Genomic DNA, 17,185 nt, shown 5'->3' on the forward strand with positions numbered 1-17,185 from the left:
GACTTGGCGCCGGGCCCCAGGCCTGGCGGACAGTGAGAGACGAGAGCTCCCGCGCGGCGCGGAGACGCGCCCGGGAGCTGAACGGGAGAGCGCCCGCATGCTCGACAACGAGCCCAACGCCGGGGTCAACAGCCCTGACGGGGACACGACAACAGAAGAGACACGACCGCCGACGACCCGTCGCAGGGCCGCGAGCAGGCCGGCCGGACCTCCACCGGAGCCGCCGGAGCCGGCCCCGGTGGTCACGGCACCGCCCGCACCGGTCGCGCAGACCGTGACGCCCGAGGTCCCCGAGACCTCCACGGTGGAGCCCACCGCGCCCGCGCCCAAGCGCGCCACCAGGCGCAAGACGGCGGTGGCGGACGGTGCGACCACCACCACGCGTCGTAGCCGTGCGAAGAAGCCGGTCGAGCCGGTCGCGGAGCCGGTCGCGGAGGTTATGACCCCTGCGACCCCCGAGACCCCTGCGATCCCCGATGCACCCGTGACGGTCTCCCCGGCGCACCCCGTGGCGCCCGTCGCCGTACCGGATCCCTTCGCCGAGGCCGAGCCCCAGGAGGCGCCCGCGGCCCCCGCCAAGCGCACCCGTACGCGCAAGAAGGCCACGCCGCGCGAGGCGCCGCCGGTCGAGGCCGAGCAGAGCGTCCACGTGCCTCCCGCCGAGGTGGAGGAGGCCGAGGCGGAGCTCCTGCCGGCCGACGAGCCGCTCGACGACGAACCCGCGGGCGAGGACATCATCGAGGAGCGTCCCGGCCTGTTCGCCGATCCCTTCGGCCTGGCCGCCAGGGAACGTTCCGAGGTGCCCTCGGTGACCTTCCAGGCGCCCGCCGCGGTGTTCCAGCCGCTGTTCCAGGCCCCCGACCCGCAGCGGGCCGCACAGCCCGCCACGCGTCCCGCGCCGGTCCAGCCCGCCACTCCCGAGCCCGAGCCCGTCGAGGCGAGGGCCGACAAGGCCGACCGGGTCGAGAAGACCGAGAGGGCCGAGCTCGCCGAGGAGCCCGAGGACGACGACTCGGAAGGCGAGGGCGACGACGACGCGGGAGGTCGCCGGCGTCGGCGCCGCAGGGGCGGCCGGGGCCGCGGCAAGGCGCGCGACCTCGACGAGACCGAGGAGACCGAGGCCGAGCAGGACGACGAGGAGCAGGCTGAGGCCGAGCAGGACGACGAGGCCGAGAGCGGCAGCTCGCGCCGCCGTCGACGCAGGCGGCGCAGGGGCACGGACGAGTCCGGCGACGTCCCCGACGACCCGCCGAACACGGTGGTGCGCATCCGCGCGCCCCGTGCCGGCCGCGGCACCTCGGTGGACGAGGTGCAGAGCGTGCGCGGCTCGACCCGCCTGGAGGCGAAGAAGCAGCGCCGCCGCGAGGGCCGTGAGCTCGGCCGCAGGCGTCCGCCGATCATCACCGAGTCGGAGTTCCTGGCCCGCAGGGAGTCCGTCGAGCGCGTGATGGTGGTCCGCCGCACCGGCGGGCGCACCCAGATCGCGGTGCTGGAGGACGGCGTCCTCGTCGAGCACTACGTCAACCGCGAGGCGAGCCAGTCGTACGTGGGCAACGTCTATCTCGGCAAGGTGCAGAACGTGCTGCCGAGCATGGAGGCCGCGTTCGTCGACATCGGCAAGGGCCGCAACGCGGTCCTGTACGCCGGAGAGGTGAACTTCGACACCGCGGGGCTGGAAGGACAGCCCAAGCGGATCGAGGTGGCGCTGAAGTCGGGCCAGTCGGTGCTGGTGCAGGTCACCAAGGACCCGATGGGCCACAAGGGCGCCCGCCTGACGAGCCAGATCAGCCTGCCGGGACGTTACCTGGTCTACGTGCCCGACGGTTCGATGACCGGTATCAGCCGCAAGCTCCCCGACAAGGAGCGCACCCGTCTCAAGAGCATCCTGAAGAAGGTCATGCCGGAGAACGCGGGGGTCATCGTCCGTACGGCCGCCGAGGGCGCCTCGGAGGACGAGCTGGCTCGCGACGTGGCCAGGCTGTCGGCGCAGTGGGAGAACATCCAGCGCAAGGCCAAGTCGGCCAGCGCGCCCGAGCTGCTCTCCTCCGAGCCCGACCTGACCGTCCGGGTGGTCCGCGACGTGTTCAACGAGGACTTCGCCTCGCTGGTCGTCGCGGGGGACGTGTGGGAGACGGTCGACGAGTACGTCCGCTACGTCGCCCCGCATCTGGCCGACCGCCTCAGCAGGTGGGAGGAGGGCGGTGACGTCTTCGCCGCGTACCGGATCGACGAGCAGATCGCCAAGGCGATGGAGCGCAAGGTCTGGCTGCCCAGCGGCGGCTCGCTGGTGATCGACAGGACCGAGGCCATGACCGTGGTCGACGTCAACACCGGCAAGTTCACCGGTCAGGGCGGCAACCTCGAGGAGACCGTCACCCGCAACAACCTGGAGGCGGCCGAGGAGATCGTCCGCCAGCTCAGGTTGCGCGACATCGGCGGCATCATCGTCATCGACTTCATCGACATGGTGCTGGAGAACAACCGTGATCTGGTGCTGCGGCGGCTGCTGGAGTGCCTGGCCCGTGACCGTACCAAGCACCAGGTGGCCGAGGTGACCTCCCTCGGTCTGGTCCAGATGACGCGCAAGCGGGTCGGCCAGGGCCTCCTGGAGGCCTTCTCGACCACCTGTGAGTGCTGCAACGGCCGCGGCCTGCACGTCTCGTCGGAACCGGTCGAGGGCAAGCCCGAGCCGCGCGGCACCCAGGGCAAGATGGCCGTGGAGAAGGCCGTCGCGGAAAAGCTGGGCAAGGACGGTAACCACGCGGTGGCGGCCGGTGACCAGTCTGGGCGTGATACGGTGACCGATGCGCTTGATGGAGTCCAGCATGAGGACGGTCAGGCAGCACAGGCTTCTGGCCGGGGGCGGCGACGCTCCCGCAAGGCCAGGTCGGCCGATTAGACCCCGTCCCGCACAGGGACGGGGCCGAAGGCCGGCACCCCCGACGTTCCGCCCGGTTCGACCAGGACACCGTCAATCCGGTACCCTGGTGAACCGGTGCGCTCATGGCGCGCCCTGTTCGCGCGCCTACCCGGTACGTCATCAATGACCACAGCCGGATGCGGGGCGCAGCATCCAGCGAGCAAGCAGTCAGAAGAAGGGTTCCGCGGTGTACGCGATCGTTCGTTGCGGCGGCAGGCAGCAGAAGGTCTCCGTCGGTGACGTCCTTGAAGTGGACAAGGTCGCCGGCGAGGTCGGTTCCACGGTTTCGCTGCCGACGGTCCTCGTCGTCAACGACGGCGACGTGACCACCGAGGCGGGCAAGTTCACGGTTGCCGCCGAGATTCTCGGTGAGACCAAGGGTCCGAAGATCCGGATTCTGAAGTACAAGAACAAGTCGGGGTACAAGAAGCGCCAGGGTCACCGTCAGCGGTACACCCAGGTGAAGATCACCGGCATCGACCAGGCCTGAGTTTCGGGAGTTTTGCGAGATGGCACACAAGAAGGGCGCGTCGTCCACTCGGAACGGCCGCGACTCCAACGCCCAGCGGCTCGGTGTGAAGCGCTTCGGCGGTCAGCTGGTCAACGCCGGCGAGATCATCGTTCGTCAGCGCGGCACCCACTTCCACCCCGGCGACAACGTCGGCCGTGGCAGTGACGACACGCTGTTCGCGCTGGCCGCGGGCCACGTTCTGTTCGGTGTCAAGCGCGGACGCCGCGCGGTGAGCATCGTTCCGGTCGCGGAGTAGATTCGCGCCGACAGACGTTGAGGGCAGGGGTGGATCGCATTCAGCGGTCCACCCCTGTTCGCGTTTTCACCGGAATTTCCCGTAGATAGAGGTAGGAAAGTAGATATGCCGGACTTTGTGGACCAGGTGGTCCTGCACATCAAGGCCGGTGACGGGGGAAACGGCTGTGCCTCTGTCCATCGGGAGAAGTTCAAGCCGCTGGGCGGTCCCGACGGGGGCAACGGAGGCCGGGGCGGTGACGTGATCCTGGAGGTCGACGCCAACACGGCGACCCTGCTGGAGTATCACCGCCGCCCGCACCGCAAGGCCGACAACGGCAAGCAGGGGCAGGGCGCCAACCGCGACGGCGCCAACGGCGGCGACATCATCATCTCGGTGCCCGACGGCACCGTGGTCAAGAACGCCGCCACCGGCGAGGTCCTGATCGACCTGATCGGCGCGGGTACCCGCTACGTGATCGCCGAGGGCGGGCACGGCGGGCTCGGCAACGCCGCACTCGCCTCCGCCAAGCGCAAGGCCCCCGGATTCGCACTGCTCGGTGAGCCGGGCGACGAGCTCGACGTCATGCTGGAGATGAAGAGCGTCGCCGACGTGGCGCTCGTCGGATTCCCCAGTGCGGGCAAGTCCTCCCTCATCGCCGCGCTCTCCGCCGCCCGCCCGAAGATCGCCGACTACCCGTTCACCACCCTGGTCCCCAACCTCGGGGTGGTCACCGCGGGCGAGACCGTCTTCACCGTCGCGGACGTGCCGGGACTGATCCCCGGCGCCTCGGAGGGCAAGGGGCTGGGGCACGAGTTCCTGCGCCACGTCGAGCGCTGCAACACGCTCGTGCACGTGATCGACTGCGCCACGATGGAGCCGGGCCGTGACCCGATCAGCGACTACGAGGCGATCGAGGCCGAGCTGGCCGCGTACGGCAAGCTGGAGGACCGGCCGCGCCTGGCGGTGCTCAACAAGTCCGACGTGCCCGACGCCCGCGAGCTGGCGGAGATCGTGACGCCGATGCTCCAGGAGCGGGGACTGCGGGTCTTCTCGATCTCCGCGGCCACCCATGACGGCCTCAAGGAACTGACCTACGCCATGGGGGAGATGGTCGCCGCCGCGAGGGCCGCCGCTCCGATCCCGGAGCCGACCCGCCTGGTCATCAGGCCCAAGCAGCACGGTGACGCGGGATTCGCCGTCCGCAGGATCGACGACCACACCTTCCAGGTCACCGGGGTGAGGCCGGAGCGGTGGATCCGCCAGACCGACTTCACCAACGACGAGGCCGTGGGCTACCTGGCCGACCGGCTGGAGCGGCTCGGTGTCGAGGAGGAGCTCACCAAGGCCGGGGCGAAGGCCGGAGCCGAGGTGATCATCGGCTCCATGGAGAGCGGACACATCTTCGACTGGCAGCCGACGCTCAACGCCGAGGCCGTACGTCAGGGGCCGCGCGGATCGGACAACCGGCTCGGCTAGCGGGGGCCTCGCGAGGGCGCCTCGGCGCGCGTCCCGTGTGCTTCCCGCCCCGTCCGGGCGGCTCGGATAACCTGATCTTCCAAGTGATCATCTTTGAGAGGTGCGTGTCGTGGACTCTGCGCGCGAACGGATCCGTACGGCTTCGCGCCTTGTCGTGAAGGTGGGTTCGTCCTCGCTCACCACCCCGCGGGGGATGATCGACGTCGACCGGGTGGACGCCCTGGTCGACGTGCTCGCCGCCCGGCGCAAGGCCGGCACCCAGATCGTGCTGGTCTCCTCCGGCGCGATCGCGGCGGGTCTCGGTCCGCTGGGCCTGCCCGCCAGGCCGCGCGACCTCGCCACCCAGCAGGCCGCCGCCTCGGTCGGCCAGGGCGTGCTGGTGGCCCGATACACCTCCTCCTTCGCCCGGTACGGCCTGCGGGTCGGCCAGGTTCTGCTGACCGCCGACGACATGATGCGCCGCTCGCATCACGTCAACGCCGAGCGCACGCTGGCCCGGCTGCTGGAGCTGGGCATCGTCCCCGTGGTCAACGAGAACGACACCGTGGCCACCGACGAGATCCGCTTCGGCGACAACGACCGGCTCGCCGCGCTGGTCGCCCACCTGACCAGGGCCGATGCGCTGGTGCTGCTGTCGGATGTGGACGCGCTCTACGACGGCGACCCCCGTCGTCCCGGCGCCCGCAGGCTCGCCGACGTACGCGGGCCCGAGGACCTCGTCGGGGTGGAGCTCGGCAAGGGCGGGGCGGTCGGCACCGGAGGCATGATCACCAAGGTGCAGGCCGCCAAGATCGCCACAGGGGCGGGTGTGCCCGTGGTGCTCACCGCCGCCGCGCACGCCGCCCAGGCGCTCGCGGGAACCGACGTCGGCACCTACTTCCACCCCGGCGGGCGTCACCCGGGCACCCGCCTGCTCTGGCTGGCCCACGCCACCACGGGTCGTGGACGCCTCCACCTGGACCCCGGCGCCGTCGAGGCGGTGGTGAGCCGCCGCAAGTCGCTGCTCCCGGCGGGGGTCACCTCCGTCGAGGGCGAGTTCGCGGCGGGCGATCCGGTGGACCTGTGCGGGCCGCTCGGCCGGGTGGTCGCGCGTGGCCTGGTCAACTTCGACGCGGGGGAGATTCCGGGGCTGCTCGGGCGCTCCACCCGGGAGCTGGCGGCGAGCCTGGGGCCCGAGTACGAACGAGAGCTGATCCACCGCGACGACATCGTCATACTGGAATCCCACAACTAGTTTTTTGGAGCGCGAGATGTCCGAGGACTTCCTGAAGGTGGCCTTGGCGGCCAAAGAGGCCGCCGCGGAGCTGGCCCCGCTGCCGAGGGCGCCGAAGGACGCCGCGCTCCGGGTGATGGCCGACGCGCTGGTGGCCGCGTCCGCCGAGATCGTCGCGGCCAACGCGCTCGATGTGGAGAGGGCGCGGGAGAGCGGGATCTCCGAGTACATGATCGACCGTCTTCGTCTCGACGAGGCCAGGATCGAGGCGATCGCCGAGGCGGTCCGTCAGGTCGCCGACCTGCCCGACCCCGTCGGCGAGGTGATCCGGGGCAACACGCTGCCCAACGGGCTGGAGCTGCGCCAGCTCCGGGTTCCGCTCGGCGTGATCGGCATCATCTACGAGGGCCGCCCCAATGTGACCGTGGACGCCGCGGCGCTCTGCCTCAAGAGCGGCAACGCCACCCTGCTGCGCGGCTCGTCCAGCGCGTACGAGTCGAACACGGTCCTCGTCAGGATCATGCAGGAGGCGCTGGCGGGCACCCGGGTGCCCGCCGGAGCCGTCCAGCTGGTCCCCGGGCAGAGCCGCGACTCGGCCAAGGAACTCATGAGGGCCCGCGGCCTGGTCGATGTGCTGATTCCGCGCGGCGGCGCCTCGCTGATCAACTCGGTGGTGGAGGAGTCCACCGTCCCGGTGATCGAGACCGGCGTGGGCAACTGCCACGTCTACGTCGACGCCGACGCCGATCTGGACCTCGCGATCCAGATCCTGATCAACGCCAAGGTTCAGCGGCCCTCGGTGTGCAACTCCGCCGAGACGCTCCTGGTGCACGCGGCCGTGGCCGACACCTTCGTGCCGCGAGCGCTGGCCGCGCTGGCGGCGGAGGGCGTCACGGTGCACGGTGATGCGCGCGTCGCGGCGTACGGCGACGTGGTGCCCGCCGGGGAGGAGGACTTCCGGATGGAGTACCTCTCGCTGGACATCGCCGCCGCCGTGGTCGACTCGCTGGAGGAGGCGGTCGCGCACATCAGGAAGTACGGCTCGGCGCACACCGACGCGATCGTCACGCGCTCGGTCAGCGCCTCCCGCAGGTTCGTCGCGCTGGTCGACTCCGCGGCCGTGGCGGTCAACGCCTCGACCAGGTTCACCGACGGCGGGGAGTTCGGCTTCGGCGCGGAGATCGGCATCTCCACCCAGAAGCTGCACGCGCGCGGCCCCATGGGCCTGCCGGAGCTGACCTCGACCAAGTGGGTCTACACCGGTGAAGGTCATCTGCGCACGGCCGAGGGTACGGTCCTCGCCTCACCCGAGTCCGCGTCCCGATAAGTCGCTCCCGCGGGGCCCCGGACGTCGCGACGCGGCCTTCCGGGTGCCCCGTGAGCCGTTCCTCGGGCCCGGGGCGCACCGCCCGGACCCGGCGAATCCCGCAGCCGCAGGGCCTTTCGCTCTTCCGGATCTTTCTGGGAGTCCGGCGTGCCGCCGGGAAAACGTCACACTCGCCCGCTATGGTGTGGTCTCCTATGGCTGGAGAGCAGGGAAGCGAGCGGGAGTGAGCGACCCGATAGGCGCGGCGGTCCCTGACCCATGTGGCCGACGCAGGAGGTCACGTGGGTCGTCTCGGGCGGGTCGGTCCCTATACGTTGCTGGAACGTCTTGGCCGGGGGGGAATGGGCGAGGTCTACCTCGCCTCCAGCCGCCGGGGTGACAGGGTCGCGCTCAAGGTGCTCCACGACGTCCACGACCCGGGCTCGGAGGCCCGGGTGCGTCTGGAGCGAGAGGTCCGTGCCCTGCGCAGGGTCGAGAGCCCCTACGTCGCCCGCGTCGTCGACGCCGATCTCGACGGTGACCGGCCCTACCTGGTCATGGAGCACATCGAGGGAGACACCCTCCTGGATCGGGTGCGCCGCGACGGTTGCCTGGAGGGCGCCGGCCTGCTCAGTGTCGCGCAGGGCCTCGCCATCGCCCTGTCGATCATCCACGCGGCCGGGGTCGTGCACCGCGACCTCAAACCCGCCAACGTGGTGGTCAACGGGGACGACGAGCCCGTCCTCATCGACTTCGGCATCGCCCACGTCCTGGACGCCACCCGGCTCACCCTGACCGGCACCTTCCTGGGCACCCCCGGCTACGCCGCCCCCGAACTGTTCGCGGACGAGCACGTGGGCGAGCCCGCGGACGTGCACGCCTGGGCGGCCACCGTCGCCTTCGCCGCGACCGGCCGTCCCACCTTCGGTGGAGGCACCGTCGAGGCACAGATGTACGCGATCCTCAACGGCCAGGCCGACCTTGAGGGCGTCCCGGCGGCTCTGCTGCCGTTGATCCGCGCGGCCCTGCACCGCGAGCCGGCCAAGCGCCCCACCGCGGCACTCCTCACCAGCCGCCTGGGCCGCCTGGTGAGGACGATCCCGTCCGGGGCGGGGGCGGCCAGGAAACCGGGCACCCTCGCGGGGGAGAAGCCCGGCCAGGGCAGGAAGCAGGAAGGCCGCTCCAGGTCCGGCACCAAGGGTGAGGAGCCCGTCAAGGGCGGGCGGGCGGCCAGGGCGGAGACCGGCAGAGGAAGGTCGTCCGTTCCCACGGACGGAGCGGTGCGTCCGCCCCGGTCCCCGGCCGACACGGACGGCGCGCCGCGCGGGGGGAGGGCGGTGCCCGCCGGTGAGACGGCCCGTGCGGCCCGGGTGCTCCCGGCGCCCGGTGAGACGTCCCGTGGCGGGCGCCCGGCCGCCGCGGTCGGCGAGGCGCCCCGTGGCCGCTCTGCCCCCGCGAGCGGTGAGACACCTCGCGGGGCACGCGCGGCCGCCACGACAGGTGAGACGTCCAGGACCGGGCGGGCCCCCGCGGCCGCGGAGACGTCGCGTGGCGGGCGGCCCGCCGCCGCGGCGGGCAGAGCCGTCCGGCGGCGCCAAACCGGTAAGGGGCGGGGCGGGGCGGCCGGAGAACTCCAGGGCGGGGGCAGGGCGGGGCCGTTGCCCGCGGGCAACGCGGCGCTGCTACTGCTGGCGGTGCTGGCCGTGCCGTGCGTCGTGGCCACGGTCATCTGGCCGCCGGCCACCTTCGCCGTCACCGGGCTGTTCGCCACGCTGGCCCGTACGCTGTGGGCCGGGCACTGGCTGGTCAGGAAGCGTAAGTCGGCCAGGACCCGGGCGGTCCTGCGTGTCCTGGGCTTTCCACTGACCTTCGTCGTCTCGCTGCTGACCGCCCTCGCGTGGCCGGGGCTGCCGGCGGCGGCCCTCGCCGGGGGCGCGCTCTGGCTGAGCCTCGGCGGCTCGCTGCCCCCCGACTGGTGGGCGCATCCCGCCCCGGTCGCCGTCGCCGGCGTCGTGTTCGGCGTCGTCTGCGGGGGCATCCTCGGCCGGGAGATCGAGCGGATCGGTGCCGAGCTCGTCGAACTCCGCAAGGAGGGCCTGCGCGCGCTCGCCGTACTGGGCGGGTTCGTCGCCCTGTGCTCCGCGGCCGTACGCGCGATCGCCCTCCTCGTGTAGATCTCGCTCCTGTTCGAGTATGGACTTCATGTGTGGCCGGCATGGAAAAGGGCCCGGAGCGGTCCCCGGGCCCTTTCGGTGGAGCTTCTGATTAATTTCCATCGCGGCGGGAGAAGCGGTTGAAGATGCGCTCTCCGGCGTTGACGGCGCCTTCCGCGACGTCGCGCAGGACGCCGATGAACGGGTCCTGGGACTGCGACCAGGATTCACGGTAGGAGCGGGCGGCCGCCTTGACCTCTTCGGAGATCTTCGCGTTGGCGTCGTCGGTGCGGCGGGGGTATTCACCGGCGAGGATCGTCTCGTACTCGCCGCTGCGGCGCCACTTGTCGAGCTCGGCGACACGCGAGACGGCGAACGGGTGGGTGGTGCCCAGCAGGTTGAGGACCTTGAGCAGGCCGTCACGGACGTCGCCCGCCGTGTCGTACTCCCTGGCCTGGTCGAGGAAGGCCTCGATGTTCATCTCGTGCAGGCGCGAGCCGCCGGCGAGCTTCATCAGGGCGCGCAGTGCCGCGTCGGAGTCCTGGCCGCAGAGCAGGCCGCCTCGGTCGGCGGAGAGCTCGGACTTGCGGTGCCACTCCTCCAGGCCGGCCACGATCGCGCGCAGGCCGATGTAGCCGAGCGGGATCCAGGCCACACGGGTGGCGAGACGGGTCAGGATGTCGAGCATGGTCCGGTAGACCGCGTGGCCCGACAGGATGTGGGCGGTCTCGTGGCCGATGACGAAGCGCTGCTCCTCTGAGTCCATCAGGTCGAGGAGACCGGTCGTGACGACGATGAACGGGTCGTCGAAACCGATCGCCTTCGCCTGCACCAGAGGGCTCTGCTGCACGTAGACCTCGGGAATGCGGTGGAGGTCGAGCGTGTAGGCGGCGTCGCGGCCCATGTCGTGCAGCGAGCGGAACTGGGTCTCGCTGGTGCGCACGGCCGAGGCGAGGTAGATCAGGCGCAGGCGGCGCTCGCTGACCAGGCCGGACATCTGCTTGAGCACCGTGTCGAACCCGCTGAGCGACCGGAGGGCGACCAGCGCGGACCGATCGGCAGGATGTTCGTAGGCGCGCGAGCTGATGCCGGGAAGCTGCACGCGGTTGCGATCCGGGGTGGTGGTCATGTCCGGCATGCTACGTCGGGTCCGCCTGCCACGCGCGGGGGGTGATTAAAAGCTGTGTACGGCTTGCACGTATGGTCCGTTTCATGATGAACGTGCCTACGGGCAAGGGGAAGCGACGTCTGGGCGTCATGGGCGGGACCTTCGACCCGATCCATCACGGTCACCTGGTCGCGGCCAGTGAGGTCGCTCACCATTTCGATCTTGACGAGGTGGTCTTCGTGCCGACGGGACAGCCGTGGCAGAAGGCCGACAAGATCGTCTCGGCCGCCGAGGACCGCTATCTCATGACGGTCATCGCCACCGCCTCCAACCCCAGGTTCTCGGTGAGCCGCGTCGACATCGACCGCCCGGGTCCCACCTTCACCATCGACACGCTCAGAGAGATCTCCGCCGCCTGGGGGCCCGATGTGGATCTCTACTTCATCACCGGGGCCGACGCGCTCGCCCAGATCCTGAGCTGGCGCGACGTCGACGAGCTGTTCACCATCGCGCACTTCGTGGGTGCCACCAGGCCCGGCCACGTCCTGCACGACCCCGGCCTGCCCGACGGCAAGGTGAGCCTGGTGGAGATCCCGGCACTGGCCATCTCGTCGTCGGAGTGTCGCCAGCGGGTGGCCTCCGGGGAGCCCATCTGGTATCTCGTCCCCGACGGCATCGTCCAGTACATCAACAAGCGCGGTCTGTACGGCGACACGGCGGCCAGACCTTCCGGTGGCCGGTGAGCGGGGGCCGATTTTGATGAAATTCGCTATGATTCGAGAAATTTGCGTGGGACGAGTATCCGCGGCTCATCCGGCATGATCGCCGACCGCGCGGGCCGTGCCCGTCCCGCCCGAGATCGACGAACGCGGCCGCGCCCGCCGAGGACGCCCCTGATCAGGGCGGCAATTCGTTTGCGGTGCGGAATCGGGTGACACACGATAGGCGTTGTCCAACAGGCGGCTCTTCAACAAGCGCCGAATCGGGCACCCTGATAGGTGACAGCGCCGACTAGCAGGAGGACTGACCCACACCGTGACAGCAACAGAAAGATCCATCCAGCTCGTCAGGCTCGCCGCCGAGGCGGCGGCGGACAAACTGGCCGACGACATTCTCGCCTACGACGTGAGCGACCAGCTCGTCATCACCGACGCGTTCGTGCTCTGCTCCGCCACCAACGACCGTCAGGTCCGCGCCATCGTCGACGAGATCGAGGACCGGCTGCGGATCGGGGCCGACGCCAAGCCCGTCCGTCGCGAGGGTGAGCGCGAGGGCCGCTGGGTCCTGCTGGACTACATCGACATCGTCGTGCACGTCCAGCACGAGGAGGACCGCACCTTCTACGCGCTGGAGCGCCTGTGGAAGGACTGCCCCTCCATCTCGCTGCCGGACAGTGTGACCCAGGTCGCCGCCCAGCGCGCCCGCGGGACGGTAGCTGAGTGAGTCGCCGCGTCGTCTGCCTCAGGCATGGCCAGACGCTGTGGAACGTCGAGCACCGCTTCCAGGGCCACAGCGACATCCCCCTTGACGAGACCGGGATCGCGCAGGCCACCCGCGCGGCCTCGCTGCTCGCCGCTCTCCGCCCGAGCAGGATTGTCTCCTCCGATCTCCAGCGCGCCTTCGACACCGCCTCGGCGCTGGGCCGCGTCACGCGCCTGGACGTCAGTGTCGACAAGGATCTGCGAGAGCGGGGCGGAGGCCAGTGGGAAGGGCTCACCCGGGAGGAGATCTCCAAGAGGTGGCCCCGGGAGTTCGCCGACTGGGAGGCGCCGGGCGGTGAGGCGGTCACCGACGTCGCCGACAGGGTCTCCTCGGCCATCCGCCGCTGGGCGGCGGAGATCGACTCCGACGGCCTGCTGGTCGTCGCCTCCCACGGGGCGGCGATCCGGCTCGGTATCGCCAAGCTCATGAACCTGCCGCAGGAGCTCTGGCCCGCCCTGGGAGGTCTCGGAAACTGCTCGTGGTCGGTGCTGGAGGAGGGGCGTAAGGGCTGGCGTCTGCTGGAGCACAACGCGGGGACCCTCCCCGAGCCGGTCAGCAGCGACGACAACCCCGAGGTCACCCAGGATTGACCTTCGGGCGGCGCGGCTTGCGCCCCGGTGGCGGGCGCGGGCCGTGTGGTCGTCGATTAGGTGAACACGCCGGTGTCCTTATATGCTTCCCGAGCGCCGCAACGAGAGCACTCGAAGCGGTGACCAGGGGCTATGGCGCAGCTGGTAGCGCGCCTCCATGGCATGGAGGAGGTCTGGGGTTCGAATCCCCATAGCTCCACCCACGGACGGGTGATCGGATCGTCGGCGCGATGAGCGCCGGTGGGAGGTCGCCCGCGATCTCCTTGACAAGGCCACCCTCCGGGTGGCCTTGTTTCGTTCAGGGGCGTGTCGCGGGCACGTCCGGGCACCGTACCTCCTGGTATGGTCGGGGCGTGAGTGCGGCGCGTGACCGTTGGTTGGACGAGGGCATCCGGGTGCTGGCCGCCGAGGGGGCCTCGGGGGTGCGCATCGACCGGATCGCCGCCCGCCTGGGATTGTCCAAGGGGTCCTTTCACCACCATTTCGATGGTGCCGAGGGATACAAGCGCGACCTGCTGGCGTACTTCGAGCGGTTGTCCGTCGAGGCGTTCGACCGGGCGATCGCCGAGGTCGAGACGCAGGGTGACGCGCGCGCCGTCCTCGGGAGGCTGACCGAGCTGATCCGGTCGCGGGATACGGGGCTCTACCGACCCCAACTGGAGGCGGCGGTACGTGCCTGGTCGATGTCGGATCCCGGTGTGCGCGCCGTGCAGGCGCGCATCGACCAGGTCAGGCTGTCGGCGTTGCAGCGCGTCTGGCGGCCCCATGTCGCGACGGACGCGGAGGCGAGACGAGCCGCGCTGCTTCCGTATCTCCTGGCCGTGGGGGCCACCGTGCTGGTCCCGCCCGTCGGTGCCGAGGAGTTGAGGGACGTCGTCGAGATGCTTCTGCCCCTGGTGCCGGAGAAGTCGATCACCGCCGCCGACTGAGACGCGACATCGATTCGCGCTCCGCGACATGGGCCGGCCGGTTTGCCGGGCCCTCCACGGCATCGCCGGTCGGGTTTCTGTGCGGTTCACGGCATCGGTCGGCTGCTTTCCCGCGCGGCTCATGACGTCGGTCGGCTGCTTTCCCGCGCGGTCCGCGCCGTTGTTCGACCGGATTTCCGGGCGGCCCACGTTCTTCTTCACCTGGGCGTTCAGCTGAGCGGGAGGAGGGACGGTGACCCGCCCGCACGGCCCGGCGTCGGAGGATCCTTGTCATCTTTCCATACCATGCCGTATGGTACGGTTCGAGTCGAGAGCGTACGAAGGGAGGACGACCTTGACGCACCTTCCTGATCCGGTGTGGCCCGTCGTGGTGCTGGCTTTCATACAGGTGGTCGACGCGATCCTGTGTGTCAGGCCGGTGGCTTTCGTCGCTCGGTGCCTGGAGGACGTGAAGTGGCCGAGAAGACACTGGTGGGTGATGTCGCCGATCAAGTTCGCGGCGGCGGCCGGCCTGCTGGCGGGCATATGGATCCCCTATCTGGGGGCGGTCACCTGCGCCGCGCTCGTCCTGTACTTCCTCGTCGCGATATCGATGCACGTGGCGGCGAGAGACTTCGGCAGGAACCTCTTCCTCAACGCCACGGGCATGCTCGTCGTCTGCCTCGCCACCGGCGTGTTCTGTTTCGTGATCCGGTGACGGCCGATCACGCGGGACGACACGCCGGCCGAGTCGGGTCAGCGGGTCAACGAGGAGGTGGGGGATGCCTGCCGTTCCCGCGTCCCCGGAAGGCGAACGTCATCCCGGTTCTTCGCGACGGAGCGCTTCGATCACAGATCATCAGAAGAGACCGCGAAGGCGAGCTTCCGGCTCGCCCGCCGTGCCGGTCGCGCCTCCTCCGTCTGGACGCGAGACCGGCGCGGCGGGGCGAGCCGGAAACCATGGACGCGGGGTGACGTCCGCGTTCCCCTTCATGATCGAGCAGCCGGAATGGGGAAACAGCCCGTTTGAGCATTGCTTAAGGGGCGCTTACGCGTGATCTAACCAATGTCCGCTCACGCGTGGTCCGGGCAACGCTTCGCACTTCGGGTGATCCGGTGGAGATCCGGCCGTTCGCCTACGCGTGCTCTGGCCGACGTCCGGAGAAGCACGTCGTGAGCCGGCCCCGTATCGGCCGTGGCGCACTCCGGCGCACTCCGGCGCGGTCCACGACACGTTCCGCCGCGCCGCTCAGCGCCTCGCGTCCCTGCGGGACCAGCGGCCGCCGACCAGACGCCGGGCGGTACGGGGGGGACGGTCGTGCGATTCGGTGCGGAACCAGAGCTGGACTCTGGCGCCGCCGAGTGAGGACGCGTCGATTCGCAGGGTGCCGCCGGAGGACTCGGCGAGCCTGCGGGCGATGTCCAGGCCGAGCCCGGTGGATCCCGCCCCGCTGGTCCCACGTCGCAGCGCCGCCTCGGGGTCGCCGATGCCGGGACCGGCGTCGGCGATCAGCACGCCGACGGTGCCCGAGCCCTGGTGCAGGGTCACCGTGAACGCCGTGCCCTCGGGGGTGTGCCGGAAGACGTTGCCGAGCAGGGCGTCCACCACGGCGCTGAGCTCTCCTGCCGCGACCGGCACCCGTGCGGGCGCCGAGGCGCCGATCAGCTCCCATGGGCGCCTCTGGTCCTCGGCGAGCGCCGACCAGAAGGCGAGCCGTTCGCGCAGCACCTCGGCGGCGTCACAGTGGACGAGCTCCGGCGCGCGGGAGGGCTGCCTCGCCGCCGCGATGATCTGATCCACCTCGGCCTCCAGGCGGCTCAGCGCGCTCCTGCTCTGCTCGGCCTCGGGTCCCAGGTGGTCCAGGCTGAGCCGGAGCGCGGTGAGGGGGGTGCGCAGGCGGTGCGACAGGTCCGCGGCCATCTCCCTTTCCGCGGCCAGCAGCTGGGTCACGCGGTCGGCCATGCTGTTGAACGCCTCGCCGGCCGCGACGAGCTCGGGCGGGCCCTCGGGCTCGATGCGGACGCTGAGGTCCCCGGCGCCCAGGGCGCTCGCCGCCCGTCCCAGCCGCCGGGCCGAGCGCACCACGCGTACGCCCAGCCGGTCGCCGACCAGGAGTGATCCGGCGACGAGCACCGCGGCCACCCCGCTCAGCACCGCCCACGACGAGGCGACGCCTCGGGTGAGGTCGGCCGGCGGGATGAAGATCTCGATGACCACGGTCCTGTCACCGTCCAGGGCGACGGGGCGCAGCAGGAGGTAGCCGGTGCCCATCTCGGCGGTGATGGCCCGGGTCAGGCGGGAGGCCGCGGCCACGGTCTCCGCGGGGGCCCTCACGGTACCGGCCGAGCCGCCGCCGGGCAGGTGGACCCCGATGCGGTCCCGTGCGCCGGTGCTGAGCAGCGCGTGGGTGAGCCGGTCGGGATCGACGGTGATGGCGAGCACGGGGACCAGCGCCGAGGCCTGCCGTTCCGCCTCGGCCATGGCCCGGCCGTGGGCGATCTCCCTGACGATGAGTCCGAGCGGGATCAGGAAGGCGAGGGCGACCATCGAGGTTCCCGCGACGGTGAGCAGGGCGAGGGTCCGCCTCACGGCGGTGTGATCAGCATGACCCCCACGCCGCGTACGGTGTGCAGGTAGCGGGGGGAGGACGCGCTCTCGCCGAGCTTGCGCCGCAGCCATGACAGGTGGACGTCGATCGTCTGGTCGTCCCCGTAGGACTGTTGCCAGACCTCGGTGAGCAGTTCCTTGCGGGAGACCACCCGGTCGGCGCGGGTGGCGAGATAGGCGAGGAGGTCGAACTCGCGCCTGGTGAGGGTGAGCGGGGCACCGTCCAGGTGGGCCTCGCGCCGGTTGAGGTCCACCGACAGGGCGCCGACGCACAGGACCGGGGGTGGGGTCGCGCTCCGCGCCCGGCGCAGCACGGCGTCCAGGCGGGCGTTCAGGTGGTCGCCGGAGAACGGTTTGACCAGGTAGTCGTCGGCCCCCGCCTGGAGGAGACGGACGATCTCCGCCTCGTTGTCCCTGGCCGTGGCCACGATGACCGGGACGCTGGAGACGCTGCGGACCATCTTGAGCGCCTCCGCCCCGTCCAGGTCGGGCAGCCCGAGGTCGAGAACCACCGCGTCCGGGGGGTTCTGGGTGATCTCTCGCAGAGCGTCGAGCGCACGCCCCGCGCTGCGTACGGCGTGCTGGCGCCTGCTGAGTTCCTGGATGATCGCGGATCGTACGTATTCATCGTCTTCGACCACTAGCACCGTCGCCATGCCATGTAACGGTAGT

15 protein-coding genes and 1 tRNA gene are annotated in these 17,185 nt (G+C 70.7%); 13 read left to right on the top strand and 3 right to left on the bottom strand.

Going from position 1 to position 17,185, the window contains the following annotated elements; translation table 11 throughout:
- Positions 1-97 precede the first annotated feature (97 nt).
- The 7 genes from ABT352_RS17195 (at position 98) to ABT352_RS17225 (ending at position 9,838) form a co-directional block, all read left to right on the top strand.
- Positions 98-2,899: an Rne/Rng family ribonuclease gene (locus ABT352_RS17195; protein WP_350945814.1), complete on the top strand. Its 2,802-nt coding sequence runs from the start codon at positions 98-100 to the stop codon at positions 2,897-2,899.
- Between the two features lie 208 nt (positions 2,900-3,107).
- Positions 3,108-3,410 carry a 50S ribosomal protein L21 gene (rplU, locus tag ABT352_RS17200; RefSeq protein ID WP_030924785.1) on the top strand — a complete coding sequence of 101 codons (303 nt, stop codon included), beginning with the start codon at positions 3,108-3,110 and terminating at the stop codon, positions 3,408-3,410.
- A gap of 19 nt (positions 3,411-3,429) precedes the next feature.
- Positions 3,430-3,687, top strand: a complete 258-nt coding sequence (gene rpmA, locus ABT352_RS17205) for a 50S ribosomal protein L27 (protein WP_030924780.1) — start codon at positions 3,430-3,432, stop codon at positions 3,685-3,687.
- A gap of 105 nt (positions 3,688-3,792) precedes the next feature.
- Entirely contained in the window at positions 3,793-5,145 is a 1,353-nt protein-coding gene (gene obgE / locus ABT352_RS17210; protein ID WP_350945815.1) for a GTPase ObgE, read from the top strand.
- A 109-nt stretch (positions 5,146-5,254) separates the two neighbouring features.
- Positions 5,255-6,379 (top strand): glutamate 5-kinase, encoded by a 1,125-nt coding sequence (gene proB, locus ABT352_RS17215; protein ID WP_350945816.1) that lies wholly within the window; start codon positions 5,255-5,257, stop codon positions 6,377-6,379.
- Between the two features lie 16 nt (positions 6,380-6,395).
- On the top strand, positions 6,396-7,685 hold the full coding sequence (locus tag ABT352_RS17220) for a glutamate-5-semialdehyde dehydrogenase (protein ID WP_350945817.1): 1,290 nt from the start codon (positions 6,396-6,398) through the stop codon (positions 7,683-7,685).
- Positions 7,686-7,966: 281 nt separating this feature from the next.
- Entirely contained in the window at positions 7,967-9,838 is a 1,872-nt protein-coding gene (locus tag ABT352_RS17225; protein WP_350945818.1) for a serine/threonine-protein kinase, read from the top strand.
- Positions 9,839-9,929: 91 nt separating this feature from the next.
- Here ABT352_RS17225 and ABT352_RS17230 read toward each other — a convergent pair whose 3' ends face one another.
- Positions 9,930-10,955: a M48 family metallopeptidase gene (locus ABT352_RS17230; RefSeq protein ID WP_350945819.1), complete on the bottom strand. Its 1,026-nt coding sequence runs from the start codon at positions 10,953-10,955 to the stop codon at positions 9,930-9,932.
- A gap of 74 nt (positions 10,956-11,029) precedes the next feature.
- Between ABT352_RS17230 and nadD the strand changes: the two genes are divergently transcribed.
- The 6 genes from nadD (at position 11,030) to ABT352_RS17260 (ending at position 14,623) form a co-directional block, all read left to right on the top strand.
- The gene (gene nadD, locus ABT352_RS17235; protein WP_350945820.1) at positions 11,030-11,668 is read left to right on the top strand and encodes a nicotinate-nucleotide adenylyltransferase; all 639 of its coding nucleotides are present in this window, start codon (positions 11,030-11,032) and stop codon (positions 11,666-11,668) included.
- A gap of 292 nt (positions 11,669-11,960) precedes the next feature.
- A complete protein-coding gene (gene rsfS / locus ABT352_RS17240; RefSeq protein WP_350945821.1) occupies positions 11,961-12,368 on the top strand; it encodes a ribosome silencing factor in 408 nt (135 codons plus the stop codon).
- A complete protein-coding gene (locus ABT352_RS17245; RefSeq protein WP_350945822.1) occupies positions 12,365-12,997 on the top strand; it encodes a histidine phosphatase family protein in 633 nt (210 codons plus the stop codon). The genes rsfS and ABT352_RS17245 overlap by 4 nt, the downstream gene beginning before the upstream one ends.
- A gap of 126 nt (positions 12,998-13,123) precedes the next feature.
- A tRNA-Ala gene (locus ABT352_RS17250) sits at positions 13,124-13,196 on the top strand.
- Positions 13,197-13,350: 154 nt separating this feature from the next.
- On the top strand, positions 13,351-13,926 hold the full coding sequence (locus ABT352_RS17255) for a TetR/AcrR family transcriptional regulator (RefSeq protein ID WP_350945823.1): 576 nt from the start codon (positions 13,351-13,353) through the stop codon (positions 13,924-13,926).
- A 334-nt stretch (positions 13,927-14,260) separates the two neighbouring features.
- Positions 14,261-14,623, top strand: coding sequence for a DoxX family protein (locus ABT352_RS17260; RefSeq protein WP_350945824.1), 363 nt, complete (start codon positions 14,261-14,263; stop codon positions 14,621-14,623).
- Between the two features lie 531 nt (positions 14,624-15,154).
- On the opposite strand, the gene ABT352_RS17265 is transcribed toward ABT352_RS17260, so the two are convergent.
- Both ABT352_RS17265 and ABT352_RS17270 read right to left on the bottom strand, forming a co-directional pair.
- Positions 15,155-16,495, bottom strand: coding sequence for a sensor histidine kinase (locus ABT352_RS17265; protein WP_350945825.1), 1,341 nt, complete (start codon positions 16,493-16,495; stop codon positions 15,155-15,157).
- Positions 16,492-17,169, bottom strand: coding sequence for a response regulator transcription factor (locus tag ABT352_RS17270; RefSeq protein WP_350945826.1), 678 nt, complete (start codon positions 17,167-17,169; stop codon positions 16,492-16,494). Before ABT352_RS17270 ends, ABT352_RS17265 begins: the two co-directional genes overlap by 4 nt.
- Positions 17,170-17,185: the final 16 nt, after the last annotated feature.

It is taken from the genome of Streptosporangium sp. NPDC000563, assembly GCF_040299985.1.
Lineage (GTDB): Bacteria > Actinomycetota > Actinomycetes > Streptosporangiales > Streptosporangiaceae > Streptosporangium.

Coding starts and splice junctions, on each gene's coding strand:
- rpmA (WP_030924780.1), top strand. CDS start 3,430: ATGGCACACAAGAAGGGCGCGTCGTCCACTCGGAACGGCCGCGACTCC.
- nadD (WP_350945820.1), top strand. CDS start 11,030: ATGATGAACGTGCCTACGGGCAAGGGGAAGCGACGTCTGGGCGTCATG.
- ABT352_RS17230 (WP_350945819.1), bottom strand. CDS start 10,955: ATGCCGGACATGACCACCACCCCGGATCGCAACCGCGTGCAGCTTCCC.
- ABT352_RS17270 (WP_350945826.1), bottom strand. CDS start 17,169: ATGGCGACGGTGCTAGTGGTCGAAGACGATGAATACGTACGATCCGCG.
- obgE (WP_350945815.1), top strand. CDS start 3,793: ATGCCGGACTTTGTGGACCAGGTGGTCCTGCACATCAAGGCCGGTGAC.
- ABT352_RS17220 (WP_350945817.1), top strand. CDS start 6,396: ATGTCCGAGGACTTCCTGAAGGTGGCCTTGGCGGCCAAAGAGGCCGCC.
- ABT352_RS17195 (WP_350945814.1), top strand. CDS start 98: ATGCTCGACAACGAGCCCAACGCCGGGGTCAACAGCCCTGACGGGGAC.